General features: G+C 37.4%; 24 protein-coding genes and 1 other annotated feature. Of the genes, 22 read left to right on the plus strand and 2 right to left on the minus strand.

Going from position 1 to position 22,762, the window contains the following annotated elements; translation table 11 throughout:
- The first annotated feature begins 14 nt into the window (after nt 1-14).
- From mnmA to JFT89_RS26235, 5 genes are all read left to right on the plus strand, one after another.
- A complete protein-coding gene (gene mnmA, locus JFT89_RS26215) occupies nt 15-1,130 on the plus strand; it encodes a tRNA 2-thiouridine(34) synthase MnmA (protein ID WP_002088752.1) in 1,116 nt (371 codons plus the stop codon).
- 110 nt (nt 1,131-1,240) lie between these two features.
- Nucleotides 1,241-1,900 (plus strand): tetratricopeptide repeat protein, encoded by a 660-nt coding sequence (locus tag JFT89_RS26220; RefSeq protein ID WP_002088750.1) that lies wholly within the window; start codon nt 1,241-1,243, stop codon nt 1,898-1,900.
- 107 nt (nt 1,901-2,007) lie between these two features.
- Nucleotides 2,008-4,344: an SF1B family DNA helicase RecD2 gene (gene recD2, locus JFT89_RS26225; RefSeq protein ID WP_201040915.1), complete on the plus strand. Its 2,337-nt coding sequence runs from the start codon at nt 2,008-2,010 to the stop codon at nt 4,342-4,344.
- 127 nt (nt 4,345-4,471) lie between these two features.
- Entirely contained in the window at nt 4,472-4,660 is a 189-nt protein-coding gene (locus tag JFT89_RS26230) for a hypothetical protein (protein ID WP_002015288.1), read from the plus strand.
- 18 nt (nt 4,661-4,678) lie between these two features.
- On the plus strand, nt 4,679-4,807 hold the full coding sequence (locus JFT89_RS26235) for a YrzQ family protein (RefSeq protein ID WP_002015286.1): 129 nt from the start codon (nt 4,679-4,681) through the stop codon (nt 4,805-4,807).
- 36 nt (nt 4,808-4,843) lie between these two features.
- Here the strand turns inward: JFT89_RS26235 and JFT89_RS26240 are convergent, their stop codons facing one another.
- Nucleotides 4,844-5,056, minus strand: coding sequence for a hypothetical protein (locus JFT89_RS26240; RefSeq protein WP_002015285.1), 213 nt, complete (start codon nt 5,054-5,056; stop codon nt 4,844-4,846).
- A 176-nt stretch (nt 5,057-5,232) separates the two neighbouring features.
- On the opposite strand from JFT89_RS26240, the gene JFT89_RS26245 reads away from it, so the two are divergent.
- The 13 genes from JFT89_RS26245 to JFT89_RS26305 all read left to right on the plus strand — a co-directional run bounded on the left by JFT89_RS26245 (nt 5,233) and on the right by JFT89_RS26305 (nt 18,793).
- Nucleotides 5,233-6,300 carry an AI-2E family transporter gene (locus tag JFT89_RS26245; RefSeq protein ID WP_002138436.1) on the plus strand — a complete coding sequence of 356 codons (1,068 nt, stop codon included), beginning with the start codon at nt 5,233-5,235 and terminating at the stop codon, nt 6,298-6,300.
- A gap of 112 nt (nt 6,301-6,412) precedes the next feature.
- Nucleotides 6,413-6,631 (plus strand) — a binding site (T-box leader).
- Between the two features lie 41 nt (nt 6,632-6,672).
- Complete coding sequence (gene alaS, locus JFT89_RS26250) at nt 6,673-9,315, plus strand: alanine--tRNA ligase (RefSeq protein WP_002015283.1); 2,643 nt, start codon at nt 6,673-6,675, stop codon at nt 9,313-9,315.
- A 78-nt stretch (nt 9,316-9,393) separates the two neighbouring features.
- Complete coding sequence (locus tag JFT89_RS26255; RefSeq protein ID WP_000348591.1) at nt 9,394-9,660, plus strand: IreB family regulatory phosphoprotein; 267 nt, start codon at nt 9,394-9,396, stop codon at nt 9,658-9,660.
- Between the two features lie 3 nt (nt 9,661-9,663).
- Nucleotides 9,664-10,077, plus strand: coding sequence for a Holliday junction resolvase RuvX (ruvX, locus tag JFT89_RS26260; protein ID WP_001221204.1), 414 nt, complete (start codon nt 9,664-9,666; stop codon nt 10,075-10,077).
- Nucleotides 10,078-10,089: 12 nt separating this feature from the next.
- Complete coding sequence (locus JFT89_RS26265) at nt 10,090-10,368, plus strand: DUF1292 domain-containing protein (protein ID WP_002034112.1); 279 nt, start codon at nt 10,090-10,092, stop codon at nt 10,366-10,368.
- 241 nt (nt 10,369-10,609) lie between these two features.
- Complete coding sequence (gene mltG, locus JFT89_RS26270; RefSeq protein ID WP_002015278.1) at nt 10,610-11,680, plus strand: endolytic transglycosylase MltG; 1,071 nt, start codon at nt 10,610-10,612, stop codon at nt 11,678-11,680.
- 215 nt (nt 11,681-11,895) lie between these two features.
- Nucleotides 11,896-12,537: an O-methyltransferase gene (locus JFT89_RS26275; protein WP_002034114.1), complete on the plus strand. Its 642-nt coding sequence runs from the start codon at nt 11,896-11,898 to the stop codon at nt 12,535-12,537.
- 7 nt (nt 12,538-12,544) lie between these two features.
- Nucleotides 12,545-13,474, plus strand: a complete 930-nt coding sequence (locus tag JFT89_RS26280) for a peptidase U32 family protein (RefSeq protein ID WP_201040917.1) — start codon at nt 12,545-12,547, stop codon at nt 13,472-13,474.
- 18 nt (nt 13,475-13,492) lie between these two features.
- Nucleotides 13,493-14,773: a peptidase U32 family protein gene (locus JFT89_RS26285; protein ID WP_002015275.1), complete on the plus strand. Its 1,281-nt coding sequence runs from the start codon at nt 13,493-13,495 to the stop codon at nt 14,771-14,773.
- 17 nt (nt 14,774-14,790) lie between these two features.
- A complete protein-coding gene (gene udk / locus JFT89_RS26290) occupies nt 14,791-15,429 on the plus strand; it encodes a uridine kinase (RefSeq protein ID WP_002015274.1) in 639 nt (212 codons plus the stop codon).
- A 276-nt stretch (nt 15,430-15,705) separates the two neighbouring features.
- On the plus strand, nt 15,706-16,182 hold the full coding sequence (greA, locus tag JFT89_RS26295) for a transcription elongation factor GreA (protein WP_078213491.1): 477 nt from the start codon (nt 15,706-15,708) through the stop codon (nt 16,180-16,182).
- 92 nt (nt 16,183-16,274) lie between these two features.
- The gene (locus tag JFT89_RS26300) at nt 16,275-18,029 is read left to right on the plus strand and encodes a peptidoglycan D,D-transpeptidase FtsI family protein (protein WP_016096082.1); all 1,755 of its coding nucleotides are present in this window, start codon (nt 16,275-16,277) and stop codon (nt 18,027-18,029) included.
- 116 nt (nt 18,030-18,145) lie between these two features.
- The gene (locus tag JFT89_RS26305; protein ID WP_002067259.1) at nt 18,146-18,793 is read left to right on the plus strand and encodes a YrrS family protein; all 648 of its coding nucleotides are present in this window, start codon (nt 18,146-18,148) and stop codon (nt 18,791-18,793) included.
- Nucleotides 18,794-18,828: 35 nt separating this feature from the next.
- Here the strand turns inward: JFT89_RS26305 and JFT89_RS26310 are convergent, their stop codons facing one another.
- On the minus strand, nt 18,829-19,044 hold the full coding sequence (locus JFT89_RS26310; protein ID WP_002015268.1) for a YrzA family protein: 216 nt from the start codon (nt 19,042-19,044) through the stop codon (nt 18,829-18,831).
- Between the two features lie 137 nt (nt 19,045-19,181).
- Between JFT89_RS26310 and JFT89_RS26315 the strand changes: the two genes are divergently transcribed.
- From JFT89_RS26315 to JFT89_RS26330, 4 genes are all read left to right on the plus strand, one after another.
- Nucleotides 19,182-19,820 carry a class I SAM-dependent DNA methyltransferase gene (locus JFT89_RS26315; RefSeq protein ID WP_002015267.1) on the plus strand — a complete coding sequence of 213 codons (639 nt, stop codon included), beginning with the start codon at nt 19,182-19,184 and terminating at the stop codon, nt 19,818-19,820.
- 14 nt (nt 19,821-19,834) lie between these two features.
- Nucleotides 19,835-20,530: a 5'-methylthioadenosine/S-adenosylhomocysteine nucleosidase gene (mtnN, locus tag JFT89_RS26320; RefSeq protein ID WP_002015266.1), complete on the plus strand. Its 696-nt coding sequence runs from the start codon at nt 19,835-19,837 to the stop codon at nt 20,528-20,530.
- Nucleotides 20,531-20,612: 82 nt separating this feature from the next.
- Nucleotides 20,613-21,536: an O-acetylserine dependent cystathionine beta-synthase gene (locus JFT89_RS26325; RefSeq protein WP_002067263.1), complete on the plus strand. Its 924-nt coding sequence runs from the start codon at nt 20,613-20,615 to the stop codon at nt 21,534-21,536.
- A gap of 3 nt (nt 21,537-21,539) precedes the next feature.
- Nucleotides 21,540-22,673: a bifunctional cystathionine gamma-lyase/homocysteine desulfhydrase gene (locus JFT89_RS26330; protein WP_002067265.1), complete on the plus strand. Its 1,134-nt coding sequence runs from the start codon at nt 21,540-21,542 to the stop codon at nt 22,671-22,673.
- The last annotated feature ends 89 nt before the right edge of the window (nt 22,674-22,762 follow it).

A 22,762-nucleotide genomic window follows, 5' to 3' on the forward strand; every position in this document is an offset into this window, starting at 1 on the left:
TGGGAGGTGACATGATGAACAAACTACCTCAAGAAACACGCGTTGTCATCGGGATGTCCGGTGGCGTCGATTCATCTGTAGCAGCTCTTTTATTAAAAGAGCAGGGTTATGATGTAATCGGAATTTTTATGAAAAACTGGGATGATACAGATGCAAATGGTGTCTGCACAGCAACAGAAGATTACAATGATGTAATTGAAGTGTGTAACCAAATCGGCATTCCGTATTATGCAGTAAACTTTGAAAAACAATACTGGGATAAAGTATTTACGTACTTTTTAGATGAGTACCGAGCTGGTCGTACACCAAACCCAGATGTAATGTGTAACAAAGAAATTAAATTTAAAGCATTTTTAGAGCATGCAATTGCACTTGGTGCTGATTATGTAGCAACAGGTCATTATGCACGCGTTGCTTATATGGACGGCGAATATAAAATGCTTCGCGGCGTTGATGACAATAAAGATCAAACATATTTCTTAAATCAATTAAGCCAAGAGCAACTATCAAAAACAATGTTCCCATTAGGTGAATTAAAGAAACCACAAATTCGCGAAATGGCGACAGAAGCTGGTTTAGCGACAGCGGCGAAGAAAGATAGTACTGGTATTTGCTTCATCGGTGAGCGTAACTTTAAAGATTTCTTAAGTAACTATTTACCGGCGCAACCAGGTGTGATGCAAACATTATCTGGTGAAGTGAAAGGGAAACATGATGGTTTAATGTATTATACAATTGGACAACGTCATGGCCTTGGTATTGGTGGTAATGGTGATCCGTGGTTTGCTGTGGGAAAAAACTTGAAAGAAAACATTTTATATGTTGATCAAGGGTTCCATAACGAACTTCTATATGGTGATGAAGTTATTGCTACGAATGTAGGCTGGGTAAGTAATAAAGCGAAGGAAAAAGAATTTACGTGTACAGCGAAATTCCGTTATCGTCAAGCAGACAATAAAGTAACGGTTCAAATCGTTGATGAAAATACAGTTCGTATTCTTTGTGATGAGCCAATTCGTGCGATTACGCCAGGCCAAGCAGTTGTTTTCTATGATGGAGATGAGTGCTTAGGCGGCGCTACAATTGATGAAGTATATCATAGTGGTAAGAAATTAGATTATTTAGGATAACACGAGAAGCCTCTGCCGATTAGCGGTTAGAGGTTTCTTTTACATAAAGCGAATTTTTGTTCGCTTGGAAAATACATTCTTTGTTATAATTTGTTGTAGAGGTGAAGGATATGTCAAACAAACTTGAAACAGGTATTAAATATATGCAAGAAGGAAACTGGGAAGAAGCAGCTGAAAATTTCACAGAAGCAATCGAAGAAAATCCGAAAGATGCGCTTGGATACATTAACTTTGCGAATTTATTAGATGTATTAGGTGATAGTGAGCGAGCAATTTTATTTTATAAACGTGCATTAGAATTAGATGGTAAATCTGCGGCTGCTTATTATGGCTTAGGAAATGTATATTACGGTCAAGAGCAATTTGCAGAGGCGAAGGCTGTATTTGAACAAGCGATGCAAGTGGGATTACAATCAGCTGACGTAACATTTATGTTAGGTATCACACATGTGCAACTTGGAAATGATCGTCTTGCACTTCCATTTTTACAAAGAGCGACGGAATTAGATGAAGGCGATGTAGAAGCTGTTTTCCAATGCGGACTTTGCTTCGCACGACTAGAACATATTCAAGAGGCAAAACCTTATTTTGAAAAGGTGTTAGAAATGGATGAAGAGCATGCAGATGCGTATTATAATTTAGGTGTTGCGTACGTATTTGAGGAGAATAACGAGAAAGCTCTTACTTTATTTAAGAAAGCGACTGAAATTCAAGCAGACCACTTTTTAGCTGGTAATGGTATTCGTTTATTAGAGCAAGAAGCTGAATAAAGTGAAATTATAGTTTAATGCGCAGTTACCCCTCATCTAAAGATTGTGAAAGAGGTGGGGGATGTACTGCTCATTAAAGTGAAAAGAACTCGGAAAGGAGAGGAAATATGGGAAATCAACATGCAATGGATTTGTTTGAGGAAGAAAAAAAATTTATAAAAGCGCAAGTTCTTCATACCATTTTCCACAACGAAGAAAACCTCTATTCCGTTGTCAGTATGAAAGTCATTGAAACGAATGAAACATACGACGAAAAAAAAGTAATGATAAACGGTCATTTTCCCCGTATGCATGAAGATGAAGTGTTTACATTAACAGGTCATTTTAAAGACCACCCAAAGTATGGAAAACAATATTTAGTGGAAACGTTTAAAAAAGAACTGCCACAAACAAAAGCAGGTATGGTGCAATATTTAGCGAGCGATTTATTTAAAGGGATTGGAAAGCGTACAGCCGAAAAAATCGTAGACCATCTTGGTGAGCATGCGATTTCTAAAATTATGGATGATCCGGATGCGTTAAGTGGTGTTGTAAACAAGCAAAAAGCGCAGGAAATATATGAGACGATTATTGAGCATCAAGGGCTCGAGAAAGTGATGAGTTTTTTAAATGGTTACGGTTTTGGAACAAAACTTTCTATTAAAATTTATCAGCAATATAAAGAGATGACATTAGAAGTGATTCGTAATAATCCGTATAAACTTATTGAAGAAGTGGACGGAATTGGATTTGGAAGAGCAGATGATATAGGGCGTGCAATCGGAATAACGGGCAATCACGACGACCGTGTACGTGCAGGGTGTTTTTATACGTTAGAGAATATTTCATTACAACTCGGTCACGTGTATATGGAAAAAGGTCAGCTTGTAAGAGAAACGATGTCACTTTTAAATAATCAAGAAGGCAGAGTGACTGAGGAAGATATTGTAGGCTGCGTTGAAATGATGCAAAGCGAAGGGAAAGTCATTATAGAAGAAGAGCGAGTGTATTTAGCTTCTTTATTCTATTCTGAGAAAGGCGTTGTAAAGTCAATTCGACGTCTTATGAATCAAGAAGAAACCCCTGCATTCCCTGAAGCAGAAGTGTTAAAAACATTAGGAGAAATTGAAGAACAGCTAAAGGTACAGTATGCGCCGCTTCAGCAAGAAGCAGTTCAAACTGCACTTCATAAGCCGATGATGTTATTAACAGGTGGACCAGGGACGGGGAAAACAACAGTTATAAAAGGAATTGTTGAAATGTATGCGTCACTTCACGGAGTATCATTAAATCCGAATGAATATAGTGATGATAATCCATTTCCAATATTATTAACGGCCCCAACTGGAAGAGCGGCGAAGCGCATGAGTGAATCGACAGGACTTCCAGCTTGCACAATTCATCGTCTGCTGGGATGGACGCCAGAAGGGTCTTTTCAGCGCAATGAAACAGACCCTGTACAAGGGAAACTCCTTATTATTGATGAGTTTTCGATGGTAGATATTTGGCTTGCAAATCAGCTATTCAAGTCACTTCCGACAAATATTCAAGTTATCGTTGTAGGTGATGAAGATCAGTTGCCATCTGTAGGACCTGGACAAGTGTTAAAAGATTTATTGAATGCAGGTGCGGTTCCAACGGTCAAGCTGACAGAAATTTATCGTCAAGCGGAAGGGTCATCTGTTATTCAACTTGCCCATGCGATAAAAGGCGGAACACTTCCACCAGATTTAGCGCAAAATAAAAAAGATCGTTCATTTATCAGCTGTGCAGGTGCTCAAATTGTTGAAGTTGTAAAAAAAGTATGTGAAAACGCGAAGGCGAAAGGGTTTAGCGCAAGAGATGTACAAGTGTTGGCACCAATGTACCGCGGACCAGCAGGTATTAATGTGTTAAATGAAGCTCTTCAAGAAGTGTTTAATCCGAAAAAAGAAAAGAGTAAAGAAATTGCCTACGGTGACGTTGTATACCGGAGAGGTGATAAAGTACTTCAATTAGTCAATCAGCCGGAAAGCCAAGTGTTTAATGGTGATATTGGAGAAATTGTTTCAGTATTTTATGCGAAAGAAAATGTCGAGCAACAAGATATGATTATCGTTTCATTTGATGGAATTGAAGTAACATATACAAAGCCGGATTTAAATCAAATTACGCATGCCTATTGCTGCTCGATTCATAAATCGCAAGGTAGTGAATTCCCAATAGTTATTATGCCAATTGTAAAGAGCTACTACCGTATGTTACGTCGTAATTTAATTTACACGGGTATTACAAGGAGTAAGAAATTCCTTATTATTTGCGGGGAGGAAGCAGCGTTTCAATCCGGTGTAAATCGCCTTGATGATGCAATGCGTCAAACGACTTTAGCTGGCCGATTGCAAGAATCACAAGGAGAAGTGCAGATGGTGACGGTTAATGGTGAAGAAATGGATGTGGAAAACATTTCACCGTATGATTTCATGTAACAAGGTGAAATTATATAGTGAAACTTTCAAACGTATAACGTTGAAAGGCTCTAGCAATGTATAAATGAATGCAGTTTGGACATAATGGCGAATAGAATCTGGGAGACTGTAAGGAGATGAAAGCCATATGTTCAGTTGTCCAAATTGCAAAGGGAAAGACATCGGAAAAATAGGTGTCAACCAATTTTATTGCTGGAATTGTTATATCGAATTATCGGTTTCAAAGGGGAAAATCCATACACATCAAGTAGAGGAAGATGGTTCATTAAGCTCTCTTGATGATTTATTTGATGATAATGAAAGAACGATCGGATAACGAAAAGGGGGATTTACTTTGAATCTACGCAATTCATTAATCGCATTAGGTGTTGGAGCTGCAGCATATCAATATGCTCGCAAACAAGATGTATTCTCAAAACGCAATGTGAAAAAAGCACGTAAGATGATTAAGTCTTATTTATAAGGCGTAAAAAACTCCCTTCATGATAAGGGAGTTTTTTTATGCGCTTGTATGCAAATATAAAAGTCCGATTTCAGAGAAGAGATAAGATAAACCGTAGCATCCAACGCCAAGCATTCCATAATGCCATAAGTGCTTAGCTCTTTCCTTTCGCGAGGAACGAATAAAGAAGCCTTTCCAAATACCAAACCCGATACAAATCCATTCAAGAAGCATAAAAAGTGCGGATAATGCAAGCATAAATAAGATCATTATGAGCCCTCCTGATTATATTTTGACATTTTGTATTTTCAGGGGTGGTTGTCCTTATTATGTTAAATATATGTACGTCTTTAAAAAACAGTATGGTCTGTATAAAAAGATTTTAAAACTTTTGCACATAACCTAACCTATTTATTTTCAAAATAAAGGTGGAGGAGGTTTTTCGTGTGAAGAATCTTAAAATCATTTGGATATATCGTTTAGGATTATTGTTACTCGTTTTTCTTTGTTTGCTCGTCTTTTTAAAAATCAAGCCACTATGGGCACCGATTATTTTTGTATTTAAAGTAGCGATCACACCGTTCCTTATTGCTTGTTTTATTGCTTATTTATTACACCCTTTAATTGAAAAAATCCATAAGGAAGGAATGCCACGCACACTTGCTATTTTGCTCATTTATATTCTTTTCTTTGGCGGAATTGGCTATGGAATTTATAAAGGAACGCCAGTTGTTATTAAACAGTTACAAGAAATTAATGAACAATTTCCGCAGTTTACAAAAATGTACGATTCTTGGATGGATGGAGTTACAGAACAAACAGCGAATTTCCCATCATTTATTCATGAAAAGGTAAAGCAAATTTTCGTTGGTGTAGAAATGAAGATACAAACGCTTTTAAATAAAGTTATGAGCACAGCACGTGGTGTATTGGATTCATTGCTCATTATTTTCTTAATTCCGTTCATTGTATTTTACATATTAAAAGATTACGGTGAGTTTTATCATATTTTTTGGAAACTAGTTCCGAGTAAGTGGCGTAGTACGGGTCAAATGCTTGCGAAAGAAATTGATAAGTCACTCGGAAGTTATATTCGAGGACAGTTATTTGTTTGCTTAGTATTAGGGGGAGTATCTGTTCTTTCTTTTTGGTTTATCGGTATGAAATATCCGTTATTACTCGGCATTATTATTGGGGTAACGGATATAATCCCGTACTTTGGTCCTATTTTAGGGGCGATTCCGACGTTGATGATTGCGGCAACGGTATCAACGAGTTTACTCATTAAGGCGGGGATTACGATTGCTATTTTGCAATTTTTGGAAAGTAACATTTTATCGCCTTACATCGTTGGTAAGTCGCTTCGTATGCATCCTGTGATCATTATGTTTGCGTTACTAGTAGGGGGAGAAGTTGCGGGGATTGTAGGATTACTAATATCGGTTCCTATTTTAGCGGTCATTCGGACAGTGGTCGTTCATGTGAGGCCTCTTTGGAAAAGAGAAGATATTTAAAATGAAAAGTAGATGCTTATGTAGCTAATGAAAATGTGTGTAGTACAATATAATTATTATTATCTACATTGACAAACTTAAGAGAATTCTATTATATTTAGTCATATAATACATTAAATCAATGACGGAACAAGTATGTTACAGTCCATTTATAGAGAGAAGCTTCCAATGGCTGAAAGAAGCTTTAAATGAAGGGTAACAGAAAGCTAATCCTGAGAGCAGCTAATCACTGCCGTCTTGCCACGTTACGGCACCATGAGGTGATGAATTGATTGTTATAATAATCAATTCATAATTAGGGTGGTATCGCGAGTTAACTCTCGTCCCTTTTATTAGGGGCGGGAGTTTTTTATATTTAAGGAGGAAAATACAATGAAACAACTAACAGGCGCACAAATTCGTCAAATGTTTTTAGACTTTTTCCAAGAAAAAGGACATGCAGTAGAACCAAGTGCATCACTAGTTCCTCATGAGGATCCATCTCTTCTATGGATTAATAGTGGTGTAGCGACATTAAAGAAATATTTTGATGGTCGTGTAATCCCACAAAATCCACGTATTACAAATGCACAAAAATCAATTCGTACAAACGATATTGAAAACGTTGGGAAAACGGCTCGTCACCATACATTCTTTGAAATGTTAGGGAACTTCTCAATCGGTGATTACTTCAAAGAAGAAGCAATTACTTGGGCTTGGGAATTTCTAACGAGCGACAAATGGATCGGATTCGATAAAGAATTACTATCTGTTACAATTCATCCGGAAGATGAAGAAGCATTCACAATTTGGAATGAGAAAATGGGTGTTCCAAAAGAACGCATCATCCGTTTAGAAGAAAACTTCTGGGATATCGGTGAAGGACCAAGTGGACCGAATACAGAAATTTTCTATGACCGCGGTGAATCTTACGGTAATGACTTTAGTGACCCAGAATTATATCCGGGCGGAGAAAACGAGCGTTACTTAGAAGTATGGAACCTTGTATTCTCTCAATTTAACCATAATCCAGACGGTTCATATACGCCGCTTCCTAAGAAAAACATCGATACAGGGATGGGTCTAGAGCGTATGACATCTATCGTTCAAGATGTACCTACGAACTTTGATACAGACCTATTCATGCCGATGATTGGTGCAACAGAATCAATTTCTGGTGAGAAATATCGTAATGGCGATTTAGAAAAAGATATGGCGTTTAAAGTAATTGCTGACCATATCCGTACAGTAACATTCGCTGTTGGTGACGGTGCTCTTCCATCTAACGAAGGCCGTGGTTATGTATTACGTCGTTTATTACGCCGTGCTGTTCGTTATTCTAAGAAATTAAACATCAACCGTCCGTTCATGTTTGAATTAGTACCGGTTGTTGGAGAAGTAATGAAAGACTTCTATCCAGAAGTACTTGAAAAGAAAGATTTCATCGCAAAAGTTGTGAAGAATGAAGAAGAGCGTTTCCATGAAACACTTCATGATGGTGAATCAATTTTAGCTGAAGTAATTGCAAAAGCGAAAGAAGAAAAAACAACTGTTATTTCTGGCGTAGATGCGTTCCGCCTATACGACACGTACGGTTTCCCAATTGAATTAACAGAAGAATATGCAGAAGAAGCTGGTATGACAGTTGATCAAGCGGGCTTTGAAAATGAAATGGAGAAACAACGTGAGCGTGCACGTGCTGCTCGTCAAGACGTTGATTCTATGCAAGTTCAAGGCGGTGTACTTGGTGAAGTTAAAGTAGCGAGCGAATTCGTTGGTTACGGTACAGTTGCAACAGAAAGTAACGTTGTTGCCCTTGTGAAAAATGGTGAGTATACAGATAGCTTACAAGCAGGTGAAGAAGGACAATTAATGCTTGATGTAACGCCATTCTACGCTGAGAGCGGTGGGCAAATTGCAGACCGTGGTTATCTTCTTGCTGACGGCGTGAAAGTTGTTGTAAAAGACGTACAAAAAGCACCAAATGGTCAAAACTTACACAAAGTTGTTGTTGAAGAGGGTACATTAACGAAAGAAGCGGCTGTAAAAGCTCTTATCGATACGAAAAACCGTAGTAGCGTTGTGAAAAACCATACAGCAACTCACTTACTGCACCAAGCATTAAAAGATATACTTGGAACGCATGTTAACCAAGCGGGTTCTCTTGTAACATCTGAACGTTTACGTTTTGACTTCTCTCACTTCGGTCAAGTACAAGCTGATGAATTAGAAAAAATTGAGCGTATCGTAAACGAAAAAATTTGGGAAAGTATTGATGTTGCGATTTCTCAAAAAGCAATCGAAGAAGCGAAAGAAATGGGCGCAATGGCATTATTCGGTGAGAAATACGGTGATGTTGTACGCGTTGTGCAAGTAGGCGATTACAGCTTAGAGCTTTGCGGTGGTTGTCACGTTGATAACACAGCGTCTATCGGTATTTTCAAAATCGTTGCTGAGTCTGGTATCGGTGCAGGAACTCGTCGTATTGAGGCGGTAACTGGTAAGTCTGCATACGAATTAATGAACGATCAAGTAGGTTTATTAAAAGAAGCAGCAGGAAAAATGAAAACAAATCCAAAAGATATTTTAACAAGAGTTGATGGTTTATTTACTGAAGTAAAACAACTTCAAAAAGAAAACGAATCTCTTGCTGCGAAATTAAGCAATATCGAAGCTGGAAACTTAACTGATTCAGTAATGACAGTTGATGGCGTGAACGTATTAGCGGCGAAAGTAAATGTTGCAGATATGAACAACTTACGTACAATGATGGATGACCTTAAAAATAAATTAGAGTCTGCAGTTGTTGTATTAGCGTCTGTAAATGACGATAAGGTAAACATTTTAGCTGGCGTAACGAAAGATTTAATTAGTCAAGGTTACCATGCGGGTAAACTTGTGAAAGAAGTAGCTTCTCGTTGTGGAGGCGGCGGTGGTGGCCGTCCTGATATGGCACAAGCAGGCGGTAAAAACCCAGCGCAAGTAGAGGAAGCTTTAGCGTTTGTACAAGAGTACGTTAAATCTGTTTCAAAATAAAGAGATAGTAGTGTACAATGGTAGGGAGAGGAGAAGTTCTTCTCCCTATACTTACTACTTACAAGTGAGGTGCTTGAAATGGACGGTTTTGATAAGACAATGAAGTTTAGCATTCAAGATGAAAAACAGAGTGTCCATGTAAATGATGTACTTTTAACTGTGTATGATGCACTTCAAGAAAAAGGTTATAATCCGATTAACCAAATCGTCGGTTATTTATTAAGTGGAGATCCAGCATACATACCTCGCCATAAAGATGCACGAAGCATCGTTCGTAAGCTTGAACGTGATGAGATAATTGAAGAGCTTGTGAAGTCTTACTTGAAACATCATCGTGAGGAGTAGTTTATGCGGATATTAGGTTTAGATGTTGGTACTAAAACAGTCGGTGTTGCAATGAGCGATGAAATGGGCTGGACAGCACAAGGGCTGGAAACAATCAGGATTAACGAAGAACGAGGCCACTTTGGTTTTGACCGTATTTCTGAGTTGGTAAAACAGTACAATGTGGACAAAATAGTAGTAGGTTTACCTAAAAATATGAATGGTACAATCGGCCCTCGTGGTGAAGCGTGCCAGCAATTTGCAGAAAACCTGCGAAATCTGTTACAATTAGAAGTTGTAATGTGGGACGAGCGTTTGTCGACGATGGCAGCGGAACGTCTGCTCATTTCAGCTGATGTGAGCCGTAAGAAGCGAAAACAGGTAATCGATAAGATGGCTGCAGTCGTGATCTTACAAGGATTTTTAGATAGTAAATAAGAGGTGACCAAAATGGAAGAAAATCAAATTACAATTGTAGACGAAAAAGGAAACGAACATTTATGTGAAATTATTTTCACTTTTGATGCTGAAAAATTCGGCAAAAAATCTTACGTAGTCTTCTCTCCAATCGGTGAAGTAGACGAAGATGGAGACCAAATCTTCGATGCAATGGCATATGAGCAAAGTGAAGAAGAGGGCGGAACATTACTTTCAATTGAATCTGAAGAAGAGTGGGAAATGGTACAAGAAATGTTTAACACTCTTGCTGATGAGCAAGAAGAAGAATAGTAATGGATAAAAAGGCGAACTGTGTACACAGTTCGCCTTTTTTGTATTCATATGCAAAATGACAGATTTTTTGTCGAAACTACTTAATTGTTTATAGTATAATAAGACGGGTTGTATGAAAAAAGGCTTTAAATAAGTAGCTGTCACCGATTATTTAGAAATGATTGGTTTTGCTTTATGTTTGTAGGGCATTGTATAGAGGAAGTGTATACGGTCTACAATTGAATAAGGAGGAAGAATTTTGGTAGAGAATCAAGTGAAGAAGAAGCGTAGACGCATTTTTTTAATTTCGATTATCGCACTGCTTTTAGTTTGTGGATCAGTCTATGCGTATATTTCATCTGCATTAGGGCCAGTTGATAGTGGAAATAAAAAAGAGATTGAGGTAGAGATTCCAAAGGGGTCATCTACAAGTAAAATCGGTGAGATTTTAGAAGAAAAAGGTGCTGTGAAAAGCAGTACAGTTTTTAGTTTTTATACGAAATTTAAGTCGAAAAGCTTACAAGCAGGTACATATTTATTAAATCCTTCGATGAGCGCCAACGATGTCATTGAACAAATGTCATCTGGCAACGTACATCGTCCGGCTCTTTATAAAGTGACGATTAAAGAAGGGGCGCAAGTAACTGAAATTGCTGAAGTGATTGCGGCAGAATTAAAGTGGAATAAAGATGATGTTGTGCGTCAATTAAACGATAAAGCATTTATCCAAAAAATGCAGCAAAAGTATCCGAAGCTATTAACGGATAAAATTTTTGATAGTAACATTAAATATCCACTAGAAGGATACTTATATCCAGCAACGTATTCTTTCTATAAAAAGGATACGAAATTAGAAGAAATTGTAATCCCGATGCTTGAGAAAACAAATGCAATTATTGTTCAAAATGAGGCGAAAATGAAAGCGAAGAACTGGGATGTTCATCAACTTCTCACGTTGTCTTCACTTATTGAAGAAGAGGCTACTGGCTTTACTGATCGCCAGAAAATCTCTAGTGTTTTCTATAATCGTTTAGCGAAAGGTATGCCGCTTCAAACGGATCCGACGGTATTATACGCGCTTGGAAAGCATAAACAACGTGTATTATACGAAGACTTGAAAGTAAACTCACCGTACAATACGTATGTTGTGAAAGGGTTGCCGGTTGGACCGATTGCAAACTCTGGTAAACATTCAGTGGAAGCAGCGTTAGATCCTGCGCAAACAGATTATTATTATTTCTTAGCTGCACCAAGTGGTGAAGTGTATTATGCGAAAACATTAGAAGAACATAATGCATTAAAGCAAAAATACATTACGAAAAAACAGTGAAATGGGGAGGGATAGCGAAAAGGGTCGCATATCCCTCTTTTTTGTGGTAAAATATATCGGGTTAAAAACTGGCAGAAGAATCGTTTTTAATATCAAAACGGGACGTACAAGCTAAGGGTGAAACTGGCTTGTATTTTTATTGCATTCTATGTGTGAAAAGACAAAGGTTGACGCGTCATAGAGGCACTTCTCCATGTAAATAAGGAGGACCAATTATGGAGGATGCAGTTAACGAGTACCTATTATCATTTATTGATCCAAAAGATAAATTAATTCTTGAAATGGAAGAGTATGCAACTGAAAACCATGTGCCGATTATGGATCGACTTGGAATGGAATTTATGCTGCAATTTTTACGTTTAATTGGACCGGAAAGTATTTTAGAACTTGGAACAGCAATCGGTTATTCTAGTATTCGTATGATGCAAGCTATTCCGAACTCTCGCATTGTGACAGTAGAGCGCAATCGTGAACGATATGAAAAGGCACTTGAATATATAGAATGTTCCTCGGTAACAGACCGTATTTCTGTTATTTACGGTGATGCTTTAGAAACGGGCGAACAAGTGAAAGAACATGGAACATTTGATGTTATTTTTATTGATGCAGCGAAAGGGCAGTATCGTCGCTTTTTTGACTTATACGAACCGTTATTAAATCCTGGTGGCGTTATTATTTCAGATAACGTTATGTACCATGGTCTTGTGACGACAAAAGAGAAAATTGAAAATAGACGTACCCGTGGTTTGATTCGTCGTATTAAGACGTACAATGAATGGCTTATGAATCATGAAGGATATGATACAACGATTTTCCCAATTGGCGATGGAGTGGCTGTAAGTAAAAAGAGAGGGTGACAAAAGTATGAAGAAACCTGAATTGTTAGTAACGCCTAGAGCGGTGGCGGATATTGAACCTCTTGCGAAAGCAGGGGCAGATGCAGTAATGGTTGGTGAACAAAAGTTTGGTTTACGTTTGGCAGGAGAGTTTTCACGTGAAGATGTGAAACAAGCTGTAAACATTGCGCATGAAAATGGTGTGAAAGTATACGTTGCAATGAATGCGATGTTCCACAATGATAAAGTAGAAGAATTAACGGACTATGTTGCCTTTTTAAATGAGGTAAATGTAGATGCGATTGTTTTCGGAGATCCAGCGGTATTAATGGCTGTTCGTGAAGTTGCACCAAATATGCAACTTCACTGGAATACAGAAACGACAGCAACAAACTGGTTTACTTGTAACTATTGGGGGCAAAGAGGAGCGAAACGCGCTGTATTAGCTCGTGAGCTTAGCTTAGATGAAATTGCTGAATTAAAAGAAAATGCTGAAGTGGAACTTGAAGTGCAAATTCACGGTATGACTTGCATGTTCCAATCGAAGCGTTCACTAGTAGGAAACTACTTTGAGTATCAAGGGCGTAATATCGACATCGAAAAGAAAAAGTATGAAGAGAATATGTTCTTATACGACCCGGAACGTAATAACAAATATCCAATTTATGAAGATGAAAATGGTACTCACATTATGAGTCCGAATGATATTTGTTTCATCGATGAGTTAGAGGAACTAATCGATGCTGAAGTCGATAGCTTAAAAATTGATGGTGTCCTAAAAAGTTCTGAGTACATTATTGAGGTAACGAAGAAATATCGTAAGGCGATTGATTTATGTGTAGAAGATCGTGATGCGTATTATGACGTGAAAGATGATTTATTTAAAGAGATAGAAGAAATACAACCGGTAAATCGTCCGTTAGATACAGGATTCTTCTTTAAAGAAACGGTTTACTAAACGAGGAGGGTGTAGGAAATGACTGTACAAGAAATTTCACGAGTGATCGATGGCAAACGCGTTATTGTGAAAAAACCTGAACTGTTAATCCCTGCGGGTAACTTAGAAAAATTAAAAGTAGCTATCCATTATGGGGCAGATGCTGTATATTTAGGTGGACAAGAATTTGGTCTTCGTTCTAATGCAGGTAACTTTACGCTGGAAGACATGGCAGAAGGCGTTGAATTTGCAAAGAAATATGGAGCAAAAATATACGTAACAACAAATATTTTTGCACATAATGAAAATATGGATGGGCTAGAGGAATATTTAAAAGGGATTGAAAAAGCTGGCGTAACGGGAATTATCGTTGCCGATCCGCTTATTATTGAGACATGTAAACGTGTAGCTCCTTCTGTTGAGGTGCATTTAAGTACACAACAATCACTATCCAACTGGAAAGCAGCACAGTATTGGAAAGAAGAAGGTTTACATCGTCTTGTATTAGCTCGTGAAGCAAGCTATGAAGAAATGAAAGAAATTAAAGAAAAAGTTGATGTTGAAATTGAAGCATTCGTCCATGGTGCAATGTGTATCGCGTATTCAGGGAGATGTACATTAAGTAACCATATGACAGCGCGTGACTCTAACCGTGGTGGTTGTTGTCAATCTTGCCGCTGGGATTATGATTTAGTTCAAACGGTATCACAACATAAAGATGCAAAAGAGCTTCCTCTATTCCAAGAAGAAGATGCTCACTTTGCGATGAGCCCAAAAGATTTAAATTTAATCTTATCAATTCCGAAAATGATTGAAATTGGAATTGATAGCTTAAAAGTTGAAGGACGTATGAAATCTATCCATTACGTAGCGACTGTAGCAACTGTATATCGTAAAGTAATTGATGCGTATTGTGCGGATCCGGATAACTTTGAGTTTAAACAAGAATGGTTAGATGAACTTGATAAATGTGCAAATCGTGATACAGCTCCTGCATTCTTTGAAGGGGTTCCAGGACATCAAGAGCAAATGTTTGGAAATCATAGTAAGAAAACAACGTATGATTTTGCTGGTTTAGTGTTAGATTATAATGAAGAAACGGGCATCGTAACGCTTGAGCAACGTAATCACTTCAAACCAGGACATGAAGTGGAGTTCTTTGGGCCAGAAATAGAAAACTTTACGCAGACGGTGGAGAAAATTTGGGATGAGGATGGAAACGAATTAGATGCAGCGAGACATCCGTTGCAAATCGTGAAATTCAAAGTGGATCAACCAGTGTATGTGAATAATATGATGCGCAAAAACATACTTCAATAAGAAAGAGTGGTAGTCGAATGGGGACGAATAAGCCTGTTGTAATTGGAATCGCTGGTGGTTCAGGATCAGGAAAAACAAGTGTAACGAAAGCGATTTTTGACCATTTTAAAGGTCATTCCATTTTAATCTTGGAGCAAGATTATTATTACAAAGATCAAAGCCATTTACCAATGGAAGAACGTTTAAAAACAAATTACGATCATCCGTTAGCGTTTGATAATGATTTGTTAATTGACCATTTGCAGCAGTTGCTTGCATATGAGCAAGTGGAAAAGCCTATATATGACTATACATTGCATACGCGTTCAGAAAAAATTATTCCAGTTGAGCCGAAAGATGTAATCATTTTAGAAGGAATTCTTATTTTAGAAGACCCACGTCTTTGTGAGTTAATGGATATTAAGGTGTTCGTTGATACAGATGCAGACCTTCGTATTTTACGCCGTATGCAGCGCGATATTGAAGAGCGCGGTCGTACAATGGATTCAGTTATCGACCAATACGTAAACGTTGTACGTCCAATGCATAATCAATTTATTGAGCCTTCTAAGAAATTCGCGGATATTATTATCCCTGAAGGTGGACAAAACCATGTTGCAATTGATATTATGGTTACAAAAATTGCAACAATTCTTGAACAAAAAGTAAATTTGTAATAGCATAGTAAAAGATATACGATAGGAAGGGATTTTTTCCCTTCTTATCGAATACAATGAAACATGAAACCTCACCTACCAATAGGTGAGGGCATATTTATATCAACTTTCCATACATACCTTCTTTATATAAGGAAGAATTGGAGAATAAGGGGTTGTATGTGACAACTCCACTAGTGCTACGTGTGCTAGAAACCTCCGCTATATAAGCGGAGGAGTTTTCATATGGAACTCCTCTTTTTTTCGGGGGATTGGTATATAAAAGGAGTGGAAAACATGGCAACAGAAAAAACATACCCTATGACGCAAGAGGGTAAGCAAAAACTAGAGAACGAAGTTGAACAATTAAAAACAGTAAGACGTAAAGAAGTTGTAGAGCGTATTAAGATCGCACGTAGCTTCGGAGATCTTTCAGAGAACTCTGAGTATGATGCAGCGAAAGATGAGCAAGCATTCGTAGAAGGACGTATTACACAACTTGAAAACATGATTCGTAATGCGGTTATCATTGAAGACAATGGTGAAGAGTCTACAGTTGTAACATTAGGTAAAACAGTAATATTTAAAGAGTTACCAGGTGGAGACGAAGAAGCGTACATAATCGTAGGTAGCGCAGAAGCCGATCCATTTGAAGGAAGAATTTCTAACGATTCTCCAATCGCAAAAAGCTTATTAGGTAAGCAAATTGGTGAGAAGGTAGCAATCCAAACACCAGGTGGAGAAATGCAAGTAGAGATTATCTCTGTAAAATAACGTAAAAAATCACTCGTGTAAAAACGAGTGATTTTTTATTTGTATAAAAGGTGAAACACCTCGTCTAAACTACAATAGACGAGGTGTTTTTTATGAAAATGAAACGGAGAATTATAATTGTTTTAATTTGTTTTATGGGTGTGATTTTTTTATTACTTTGTCGTTTAATCCAAATACAGATTATAGATACGGAATCATTTACTGACCGAAATATCAATCTGATTGAAAAAAGTGTTACGCAACGAACACAATCACTTACAGTAGATAATGGAAGAGGGCATTTTACAGATCGAAATGGTAAGGAAATTGGTGAAGAGAAATATCCAGTCTTAATTGTTTTTCCATTTTTACAAATAAAAAATGACATGTTAGAGAAAATTGCGCATATCATTGGTGTGTCGAGACAAGAGATAAGACTGCAAATGAAAAATAAGAATCAAGCATTTATATTACGAAAGGAGAATACCCCATTTCAATTAACGCTCGAGCAGATGAAGAAGGTAAATCAATTAGATATTTTAGGTATTGTAGCAGCAGAAGTTCGACTGAAGCAAATGGGGGAGGCAAATCATTTAATTGGTGATGTGGGAGAGAATGAACAGGAATTTCAAAAGCGTTATGGAGAAATGAAAAAAACTTCGAAACAAACGCCAATTGGTATTTCTGGATTGCAACAATCATTTGATGAATTTTTACTGACTGATGGAGAAGCAAAAGTACTATATCAAGTGGATCGACAAGGAGAACCGATTTTTGGGAAGCAGGCGAAATACACTTCACCAGGAAATCCATTTTATCCAGTTACTATTCAAACAACAATGCATAAAACGTTGCAACGACGAGCAGAGAAGATTATAGATGAAAACGGAATAAAAAAAGGTGGGTTAGTATTACTAGACATAAAGAATAGTGAAGTTTTAGCAATGGTAAGTAGGCCTTCTTTACAGATGAATGATAGGAGGATATATAAATCTACACTTGAAAATCAAATGTTAACTCCTCATTTTCCGGGGTCTGTTTTTAAAACAGTAGTTGCAGCAGCAGTAATTGATGAGAATTTGGTGCGGTTTAATCGTACATTTAACTGTAATACGGATTTATACGGTGAAAATCTTCCACAAGTTATGATGGGGTCATTAAACTTTAAGGAAAGCTTTGCTAGAAGCTGTAATCGAACGTTTGCCGTATTAGGTGATGAACTAATGCAAAAGGATAGGGAAGTATTAGAAACGTATTTAGAGGCCTTAGGAGCAAGTGAGAAGGTAGGTTGGAAAGGTTCAGTGTTTCATACACCAGAATTTGAGCAATTGCCAGAAGAAAAGAGTGCTATTATTTGGGGAAGCGAAGAAAATAAAGATAGTAGAAAAGCGATTGCTCAAACGATGGTCGGACAAAAAGATGTACGTGTGTCACCTCTAGCTATAGCGAATATGATGGCGACAATTGCTAGAGGTGGAGAGAAGATGGAAGTGAAAGCTGTGAAAAAAATAGTGTATAAAAATGGAACCGACTTTTTTACATTTGAAAATCATAAATTAAATGGGAAACAGCTTTCTTATGAAACGATGAAAAAATTACAACAGTTGTTAAGAGCCGTTGTAACGATGGAGAAAGGAACGGGAACCGCATTCCGTTCGTTGCCACTAACTGTCGCTGGAAAATCTGGGACGGCACAAACAGGAAAAGGAGAGAGGGTGAATCGCTGGTTTGCAGGTTATTTTCCATATGAAAACCCAAGATATGCTTTAGTTGTAGTTGATATAGAAACAGATAGTAATGAAAATGTAGTCACACCAGTTTTTGCAGAAATGGTAGAGGCAATTCATCAATTAGAAATTGAAAAGTAATCTTGCAATTATTTATGAAATGTTTTCATTTCGTGAAAATATTATTGTAAATGTTCAACCTTTCTAGATTTAATGTTACAATAGCAAGTATGAAAAACTGCATGGAGGTTTGAAGAATGGCAGGAGGATCTAGATTCCAACAGAAACAACAAAAACGTCGTCAAAACGGTGTTTTAAATATTGCAATCGCTATTGTATTAGTAGCAGTAGCTATTGTAGCATATCAATTGTTTGTTCCTGACACAAAAGAGCAAGCGTCTTCTAATGATAAAAAGGTAGCTCAGCAAACAACAAAAGAGAATAAAGCTGAGAAAGCTAAAGGTAAAGAAGAGCCGAAGAAGAATGAGCAAGATAAGACAGAGGCTAAGAAGAAGGAAGAAGAGAAGCAAAAGGCTGAGGAAGAAAAGAAAAAAGCTGAAGAAGAAGCGAAAGCTAACGAGAAAGCACCAGCTGAAAAAACACAGTCACAGGCAACAGATGCTTATACGAAATCTTCTTGGAAGCCAGTAGGTACAGAGCAAGGTGCAACACCTGCGATGACGTTTAAAAAAGGTACAGCAGATTGGAATGAGATGAATCAAGCGATTTCAGCTGCAATTGACGTTCCAGTAAATCAATTAGTTATCCATAGAATTGGAAATAACGGTAAGAATAAAGCTTACGGTAACGTACAAGATAAACAATCAGGTAAAAAATATTATGTGAATATTGATTGGGTAGACAATGAGGGCTGGAAACCAGTACTTGTTCAAACTCTAAACTGAAAAAGAGAGGCTCATTAGGAGCTTCTCTTTTTTAGTTAGCGTAATTTCTTTAATTTAAAATGAACAACCGCGCTATAATATGGTCTTTTGCTTTCAGGATCCATAATCATTTGGTGAGAAATATGATGAACTTCGAGCATAAGTGCTTTATTATTATCAATTTGTTCGTTAATTTTTTTTTCTAGAGAAACTAAGTTTGCAGCCTCGAAAAATTCTACTTTATCTTCTAACATTTCAAAGGTAAATGACACGAAGATGCCCCCTCTCCTATGATAATCACCTATAGTGTAACAAAGAAAAGAAGGAAATACTACGTACATTTCAATTGACATTTTTAGAAAGAGAGAATATCATACTGATAAAACCGATAAGAAAAAGGGGAATTTTTATGGGAACAGAATTTAATGGTTTATTTGATGAATGGGCTCATACGTACGACTCATTTGTACAAGGCGAAGATATACAATATAAAGAAGTTTTCGCCCATTATGAGGACATTTTAGAGGATGTAGTTAACAAGTCATTTGGCAACGTATTAGAATTCGGTGTTGGTACTGGCAATTTAACAAATAAATTATTACTTGCTGGTCGCACAGTTTACGGTATAGAACCGTCACGCGAAATGCGTACTATTGCAAAAGAGAAATTACCAAAAGAGTTTTCAATTACAGAGGGTGATTTTCTTTCATTTGAAGTCCCAAATTCAATCGATACTATTGTGAGCACTTACGCATTTCATCATTTAATAGATGAAGAAAAAGACGTAGCAATTGCGAAGTATAGTCAATTGCTAAACAAAGGTGGTAAAATAGTGTTTGCTGATACGATATTTGCAGATCAAGATGCATATGATAAAACTGTCGAAGTAGCAAAACAAAGAGGTTTTCATCAGTTAGCAAACGATTTGCAAACAGAATACTATACACGTATTCCGATCATGCAATCTATTTTTGAAAACAATGGCTTCCACGTAACGTTTACGAGATTAAATCATTTCGTTTGGGTAATGGAGGCAACTAAGCAATAGAAAGAGGGATTAGATTGAGAATTGCTGTAATTGGAGCAATGGAAGAAGAAGTACGTATTTTACGTGACAAACTAGAACAAGCAGAAACAGAAACTGTTGCAGGTTGTGAATTTACGAAAGGGCTATTGGCAGGACATGAAGTAATCTTGTTAAAGTCTGGTATTGGTAAAGTAAATGCAGCGATGTCAACGACAATTTTATTAGAAAAATATAAGCCTGAAAAAGTAATTAATACTGGTTCAGCTGGTGGATTCCATCACTCTCTAAATGTTGGTGATGTAGTTATTTCAACAGAAGTTCGTCACCATGACGTAGATGTAACAGCATTTAACTACGAATATGGTCAAGTGCCAGGAATGCCACCTGGATTTAAAGCTGATGAGGCATTAGTTGCATTAGCTGAGAAATGTATGCAGGCAGAAGAAAATATTCAAGTTGTAAAAGGTATGATTGCAACAGGTGATTCATTTATGAGTGATCCGAACCGCGTTGCAGCAATTCGTGATAAATTTGAAGACCTTTATGCAGTAGAAATGGAAGCAGCAGCTGTTGCGCAAGTATGCCACCAATATGAAGTTCCATTTGTTATTATTCGTGCACTTTCTGATATTGCTGGTAAAGAATCAAATGTTTCATTTGATCAATTTTTAGATCAAGCAGCTCTTCATTCTACAAACTTTATCGTAAAAGTACTAGAAGAGTTAAAGTAATGTAACAAAAAGGCAACTGTCTCATATAAAGAAAATACATACAGTTGCCTTTTCTTTATTGGCAAATAAGGGGGAGAACACGATGAATGTATATCGTGGAGTTCATGAGTTGATTGGTCATACACCAATCGTGGAAATTACTCGTTTTTCACTTCCGAAAGGAGTCCGTTTATTTGCAAAGCTTGAATTTTACAACCCAGGCGGAAGCGTTAAGGATCGTTTAGGAAGAGAATTAATCGAAGATGCACTAGAAAAAGGGCTTGTTGCAGAGGGCGGAACAATTATTGAACCGACGGCTGGGAATACTGGCATTGGACTGGCACTTGCAGCGTTAGAACATGATTTACGCGTCATTGTTTGTGTACCAGAGAAATTTAGTATTGAAAAACAAGAATTAATGAAAGCGCTAGGTGCAACGGTCGTGCATACACCGACTGAGCAAGGAATGACCGGCGCGATTGCAAAGGCAAAAGAATTAGTAAATGAAATACCGAATTCATACTCTCCAAGTCAGTTTGCGAATGAAGCAAACCCTCGTGCTTATTTCAAAACATTAGGTCCTGAACTTTGGGATGCATTGAATGGAGAAATTAACATATTTGTTGCAGGGGCAGGAACTGGCGGTACGTTTATGGGAACTGCGTCTTATTTAAAAGAGAAAAACATTGATATTAAGACGGTTATTGTAGAACCAGAAGGATCTATTTTAAATGGTGGTAAAGCTGGTTCACATGAAACAGAAGGGATTGGTCTTGAATTCATCCCGCCATTTTTAAAAACATCTTATTTTGATGAAATTCATACAATTTCTGATCGACATGCATTTTTACGAGTGAAAGAGTTAGCGCAAAAAGAAGGCCTTCTCGTTGGGAGCTCTTCAGGAGCAGCGTTTCATGCAAGCTTACTTGAGGCAGAGAAAGCAGCACCAGGTACGAATATTGTAACGATTTTTCCTGATAGTAGTGAGCGCTATTTAAGTAAAGACATATACAAAGGATGGGAATAAAAAATGAGAGCAAAGACAAAATTAATCCATGGTATTCGCATAGGAGAACCTTCAACTGGATCTGTAAACGTACCGATTTATCAAACAAGTACGTATAAACAAGAAGCAGTTGGTAAGCATCAAGGATATGAATATTCACGTACAGGCAACCCAACACGTGCAGCTTTAGAAGAAATGATTGCTGTATTAGAAAACGGTCATGCTGGATTTGCATTTGGTTCAGGAATGGCTGCTATTACAGCAACAATTATGTTGTTCTCAAAAGGTGACCACGTCATTTTAACAGATGATGTTTATGGCGGAACATACCGTGTTATTACGAAAGTATTAAACCGCTTCGGTATTGAGCATACATTTGTAGATACAACAAACCTAGAGGAAGTTGTAGAAGCGATTCGTCCAAATACGAAAGCGATTTATGTAGAAACACCAACGAACCCATTACTAAAAATTACTGATATTAAGAAAATATCTGCTCTTGCTAAAGAGAAAGATTTATTAACAATTATTGATAACACATTTATGACGCCATATTGGCAGTCGCCAATTTCTTTAGGAGCAGACATTGTGCTTCATAGTGCAACGAAATATTTAGGAGGACATAGTGACGTAGTTGCAGGCCTAGTAGTTGTAAATAGCCCGCAATTAGCAGAAGACCTTCACTTTGTACAAAACTCAACAGGAGGTATTCTTGGCCCACAAGATAGCTTCTTACTACTTCGTGGTTTAAAAACATTAGGAATTCGTATGGAAGAACATGAAACGAATTCACGTGCGATTGCCGAGTTTTTAAATAACCATCCAAAAGTAAATAAAGTATATTATCCAGGTCTTGAATCCCATCAAAACCATGAACTAGCAACAGAACAAGCAAATGGATTTGGTGCTATCATCTCATTTGATGTAGATAGTGCGGAAACGTTGAATAAAGTACTTGAGAAACTGCAATACTTTACACTTGCTGAAAGCTTAGGAGCAGTAGAAAGTTTAATTTCTATCCCATCTCAAATGACACATGCATCAATCCCAGCGGATCGCCGTAAAGAATTAGGAATTACAGATACATTAATTCGTATCTCTGTCGGAATTGAAGATGGTGAAGATTTAATTGAAGATTTAGCACAAGCGCTAGCATAATAAAAATGCACTGCTAATGTAGAGCAGTGCATTTTTATTATATTAATTTGTGAAACATTTCACAAATTAGACATACACAAATGAAATGA

It is taken from the genome of Bacillus sp. TH25 (assembly GCF_016650935.1).
Classification (GTDB): Bacteria; Bacillota; Bacilli; order Bacillales; family Bacillaceae_G; genus Bacillus_A; species Bacillus_A mycoides.

Excerpts from the sequence above, each read along its gene's own strand:
- mnmA (WP_002088752.1), top strand. The coding sequence starts at position 15 with ATGAACAAACTACCTCAAGAAACACGCGTTGTCATCGGGATGTCCGGT.
- JFT89_RS26240 (WP_002015285.1), bottom strand. The coding sequence starts at position 5,056 with ATGATCTTATTTATGCTTGCATTATCCGCACTTTTTATGCTTCTTGAA.
- JFT89_RS26330 (WP_002067265.1), top strand. The coding sequence starts at position 21,540 with ATGAGAGCAAAGACAAAATTAATCCATGGTATTCGCATAGGAGAACCT.
- JFT89_RS26305 (WP_002067259.1), top strand. The coding sequence starts at position 18,146 with ATGGCAGGAGGATCTAGATTCCAACAGAAACAACAAAAACGTCGTCAA.
- JFT89_RS26255 (WP_000348591.1), top strand. The coding sequence starts at position 9,394 with ATGGACGGTTTTGATAAGACAATGAAGTTTAGCATTCAAGATGAAAAA.
- JFT89_RS26325 (WP_002067263.1), top strand. The coding sequence starts at position 20,613 with ATGAATGTATATCGTGGAGTTCATGAGTTGATTGGTCATACACCAATC.
- recD2 (WP_201040915.1), top strand. The coding sequence starts at position 2,008 with ATGGGAAATCAACATGCAATGGATTTGTTTGAGGAAGAAAAAAAATTT.
- JFT89_RS26285 (WP_002015275.1), top strand. The coding sequence starts at position 13,493 with ATGACTGTACAAGAAATTTCACGAGTGATCGATGGCAAACGCGTTATT.
- JFT89_RS26275 (WP_002034114.1), top strand. The coding sequence starts at position 11,896 with ATGGAGGATGCAGTTAACGAGTACCTATTATCATTTATTGATCCAAAA.
- JFT89_RS26300 (WP_016096082.1), top strand. The coding sequence starts at position 16,275 with ATGAAAATGAAACGGAGAATTATAATTGTTTTAATTTGTTTTATGGGT.
- alaS (WP_002015283.1), top strand. The coding sequence starts at position 6,673 with ATGAAACAACTAACAGGCGCACAAATTCGTCAAATGTTTTTAGACTTT.
- JFT89_RS26280 (WP_201040917.1), top strand. The coding sequence starts at position 12,545 with ATGAAGAAACCTGAATTGTTAGTAACGCCTAGAGCGGTGGCGGATATT.
- JFT89_RS26230 (WP_002015288.1), top strand. The coding sequence starts at position 4,472 with ATGTTCAGTTGTCCAAATTGCAAAGGGAAAGACATCGGAAAAATAGGT.
- JFT89_RS26220 (WP_002088750.1), top strand. The coding sequence starts at position 1,241 with ATGTCAAACAAACTTGAAACAGGTATTAAATATATGCAAGAAGGAAAC.
- udk (WP_002015274.1), top strand. The coding sequence starts at position 14,791 with ATGGGGACGAATAAGCCTGTTGTAATTGGAATCGCTGGTGGTTCAGGA.
- JFT89_RS26265 (WP_002034112.1), top strand. The coding sequence starts at position 10,090 with ATGGAAGAAAATCAAATTACAATTGTAGACGAAAAAGGAAACGAACAT.
- JFT89_RS26315 (WP_002015267.1), top strand. The coding sequence starts at position 19,182 with ATGGGAACAGAATTTAATGGTTTATTTGATGAATGGGCTCATACGTAC.
- ruvX (WP_001221204.1), top strand. The coding sequence starts at position 9,664 with ATGCGGATATTAGGTTTAGATGTTGGTACTAAAACAGTCGGTGTTGCA.
- greA (WP_078213491.1), top strand. The coding sequence starts at position 15,706 with ATGGCAACAGAAAAAACATACCCTATGACGCAAGAGGGTAAGCAAAAA.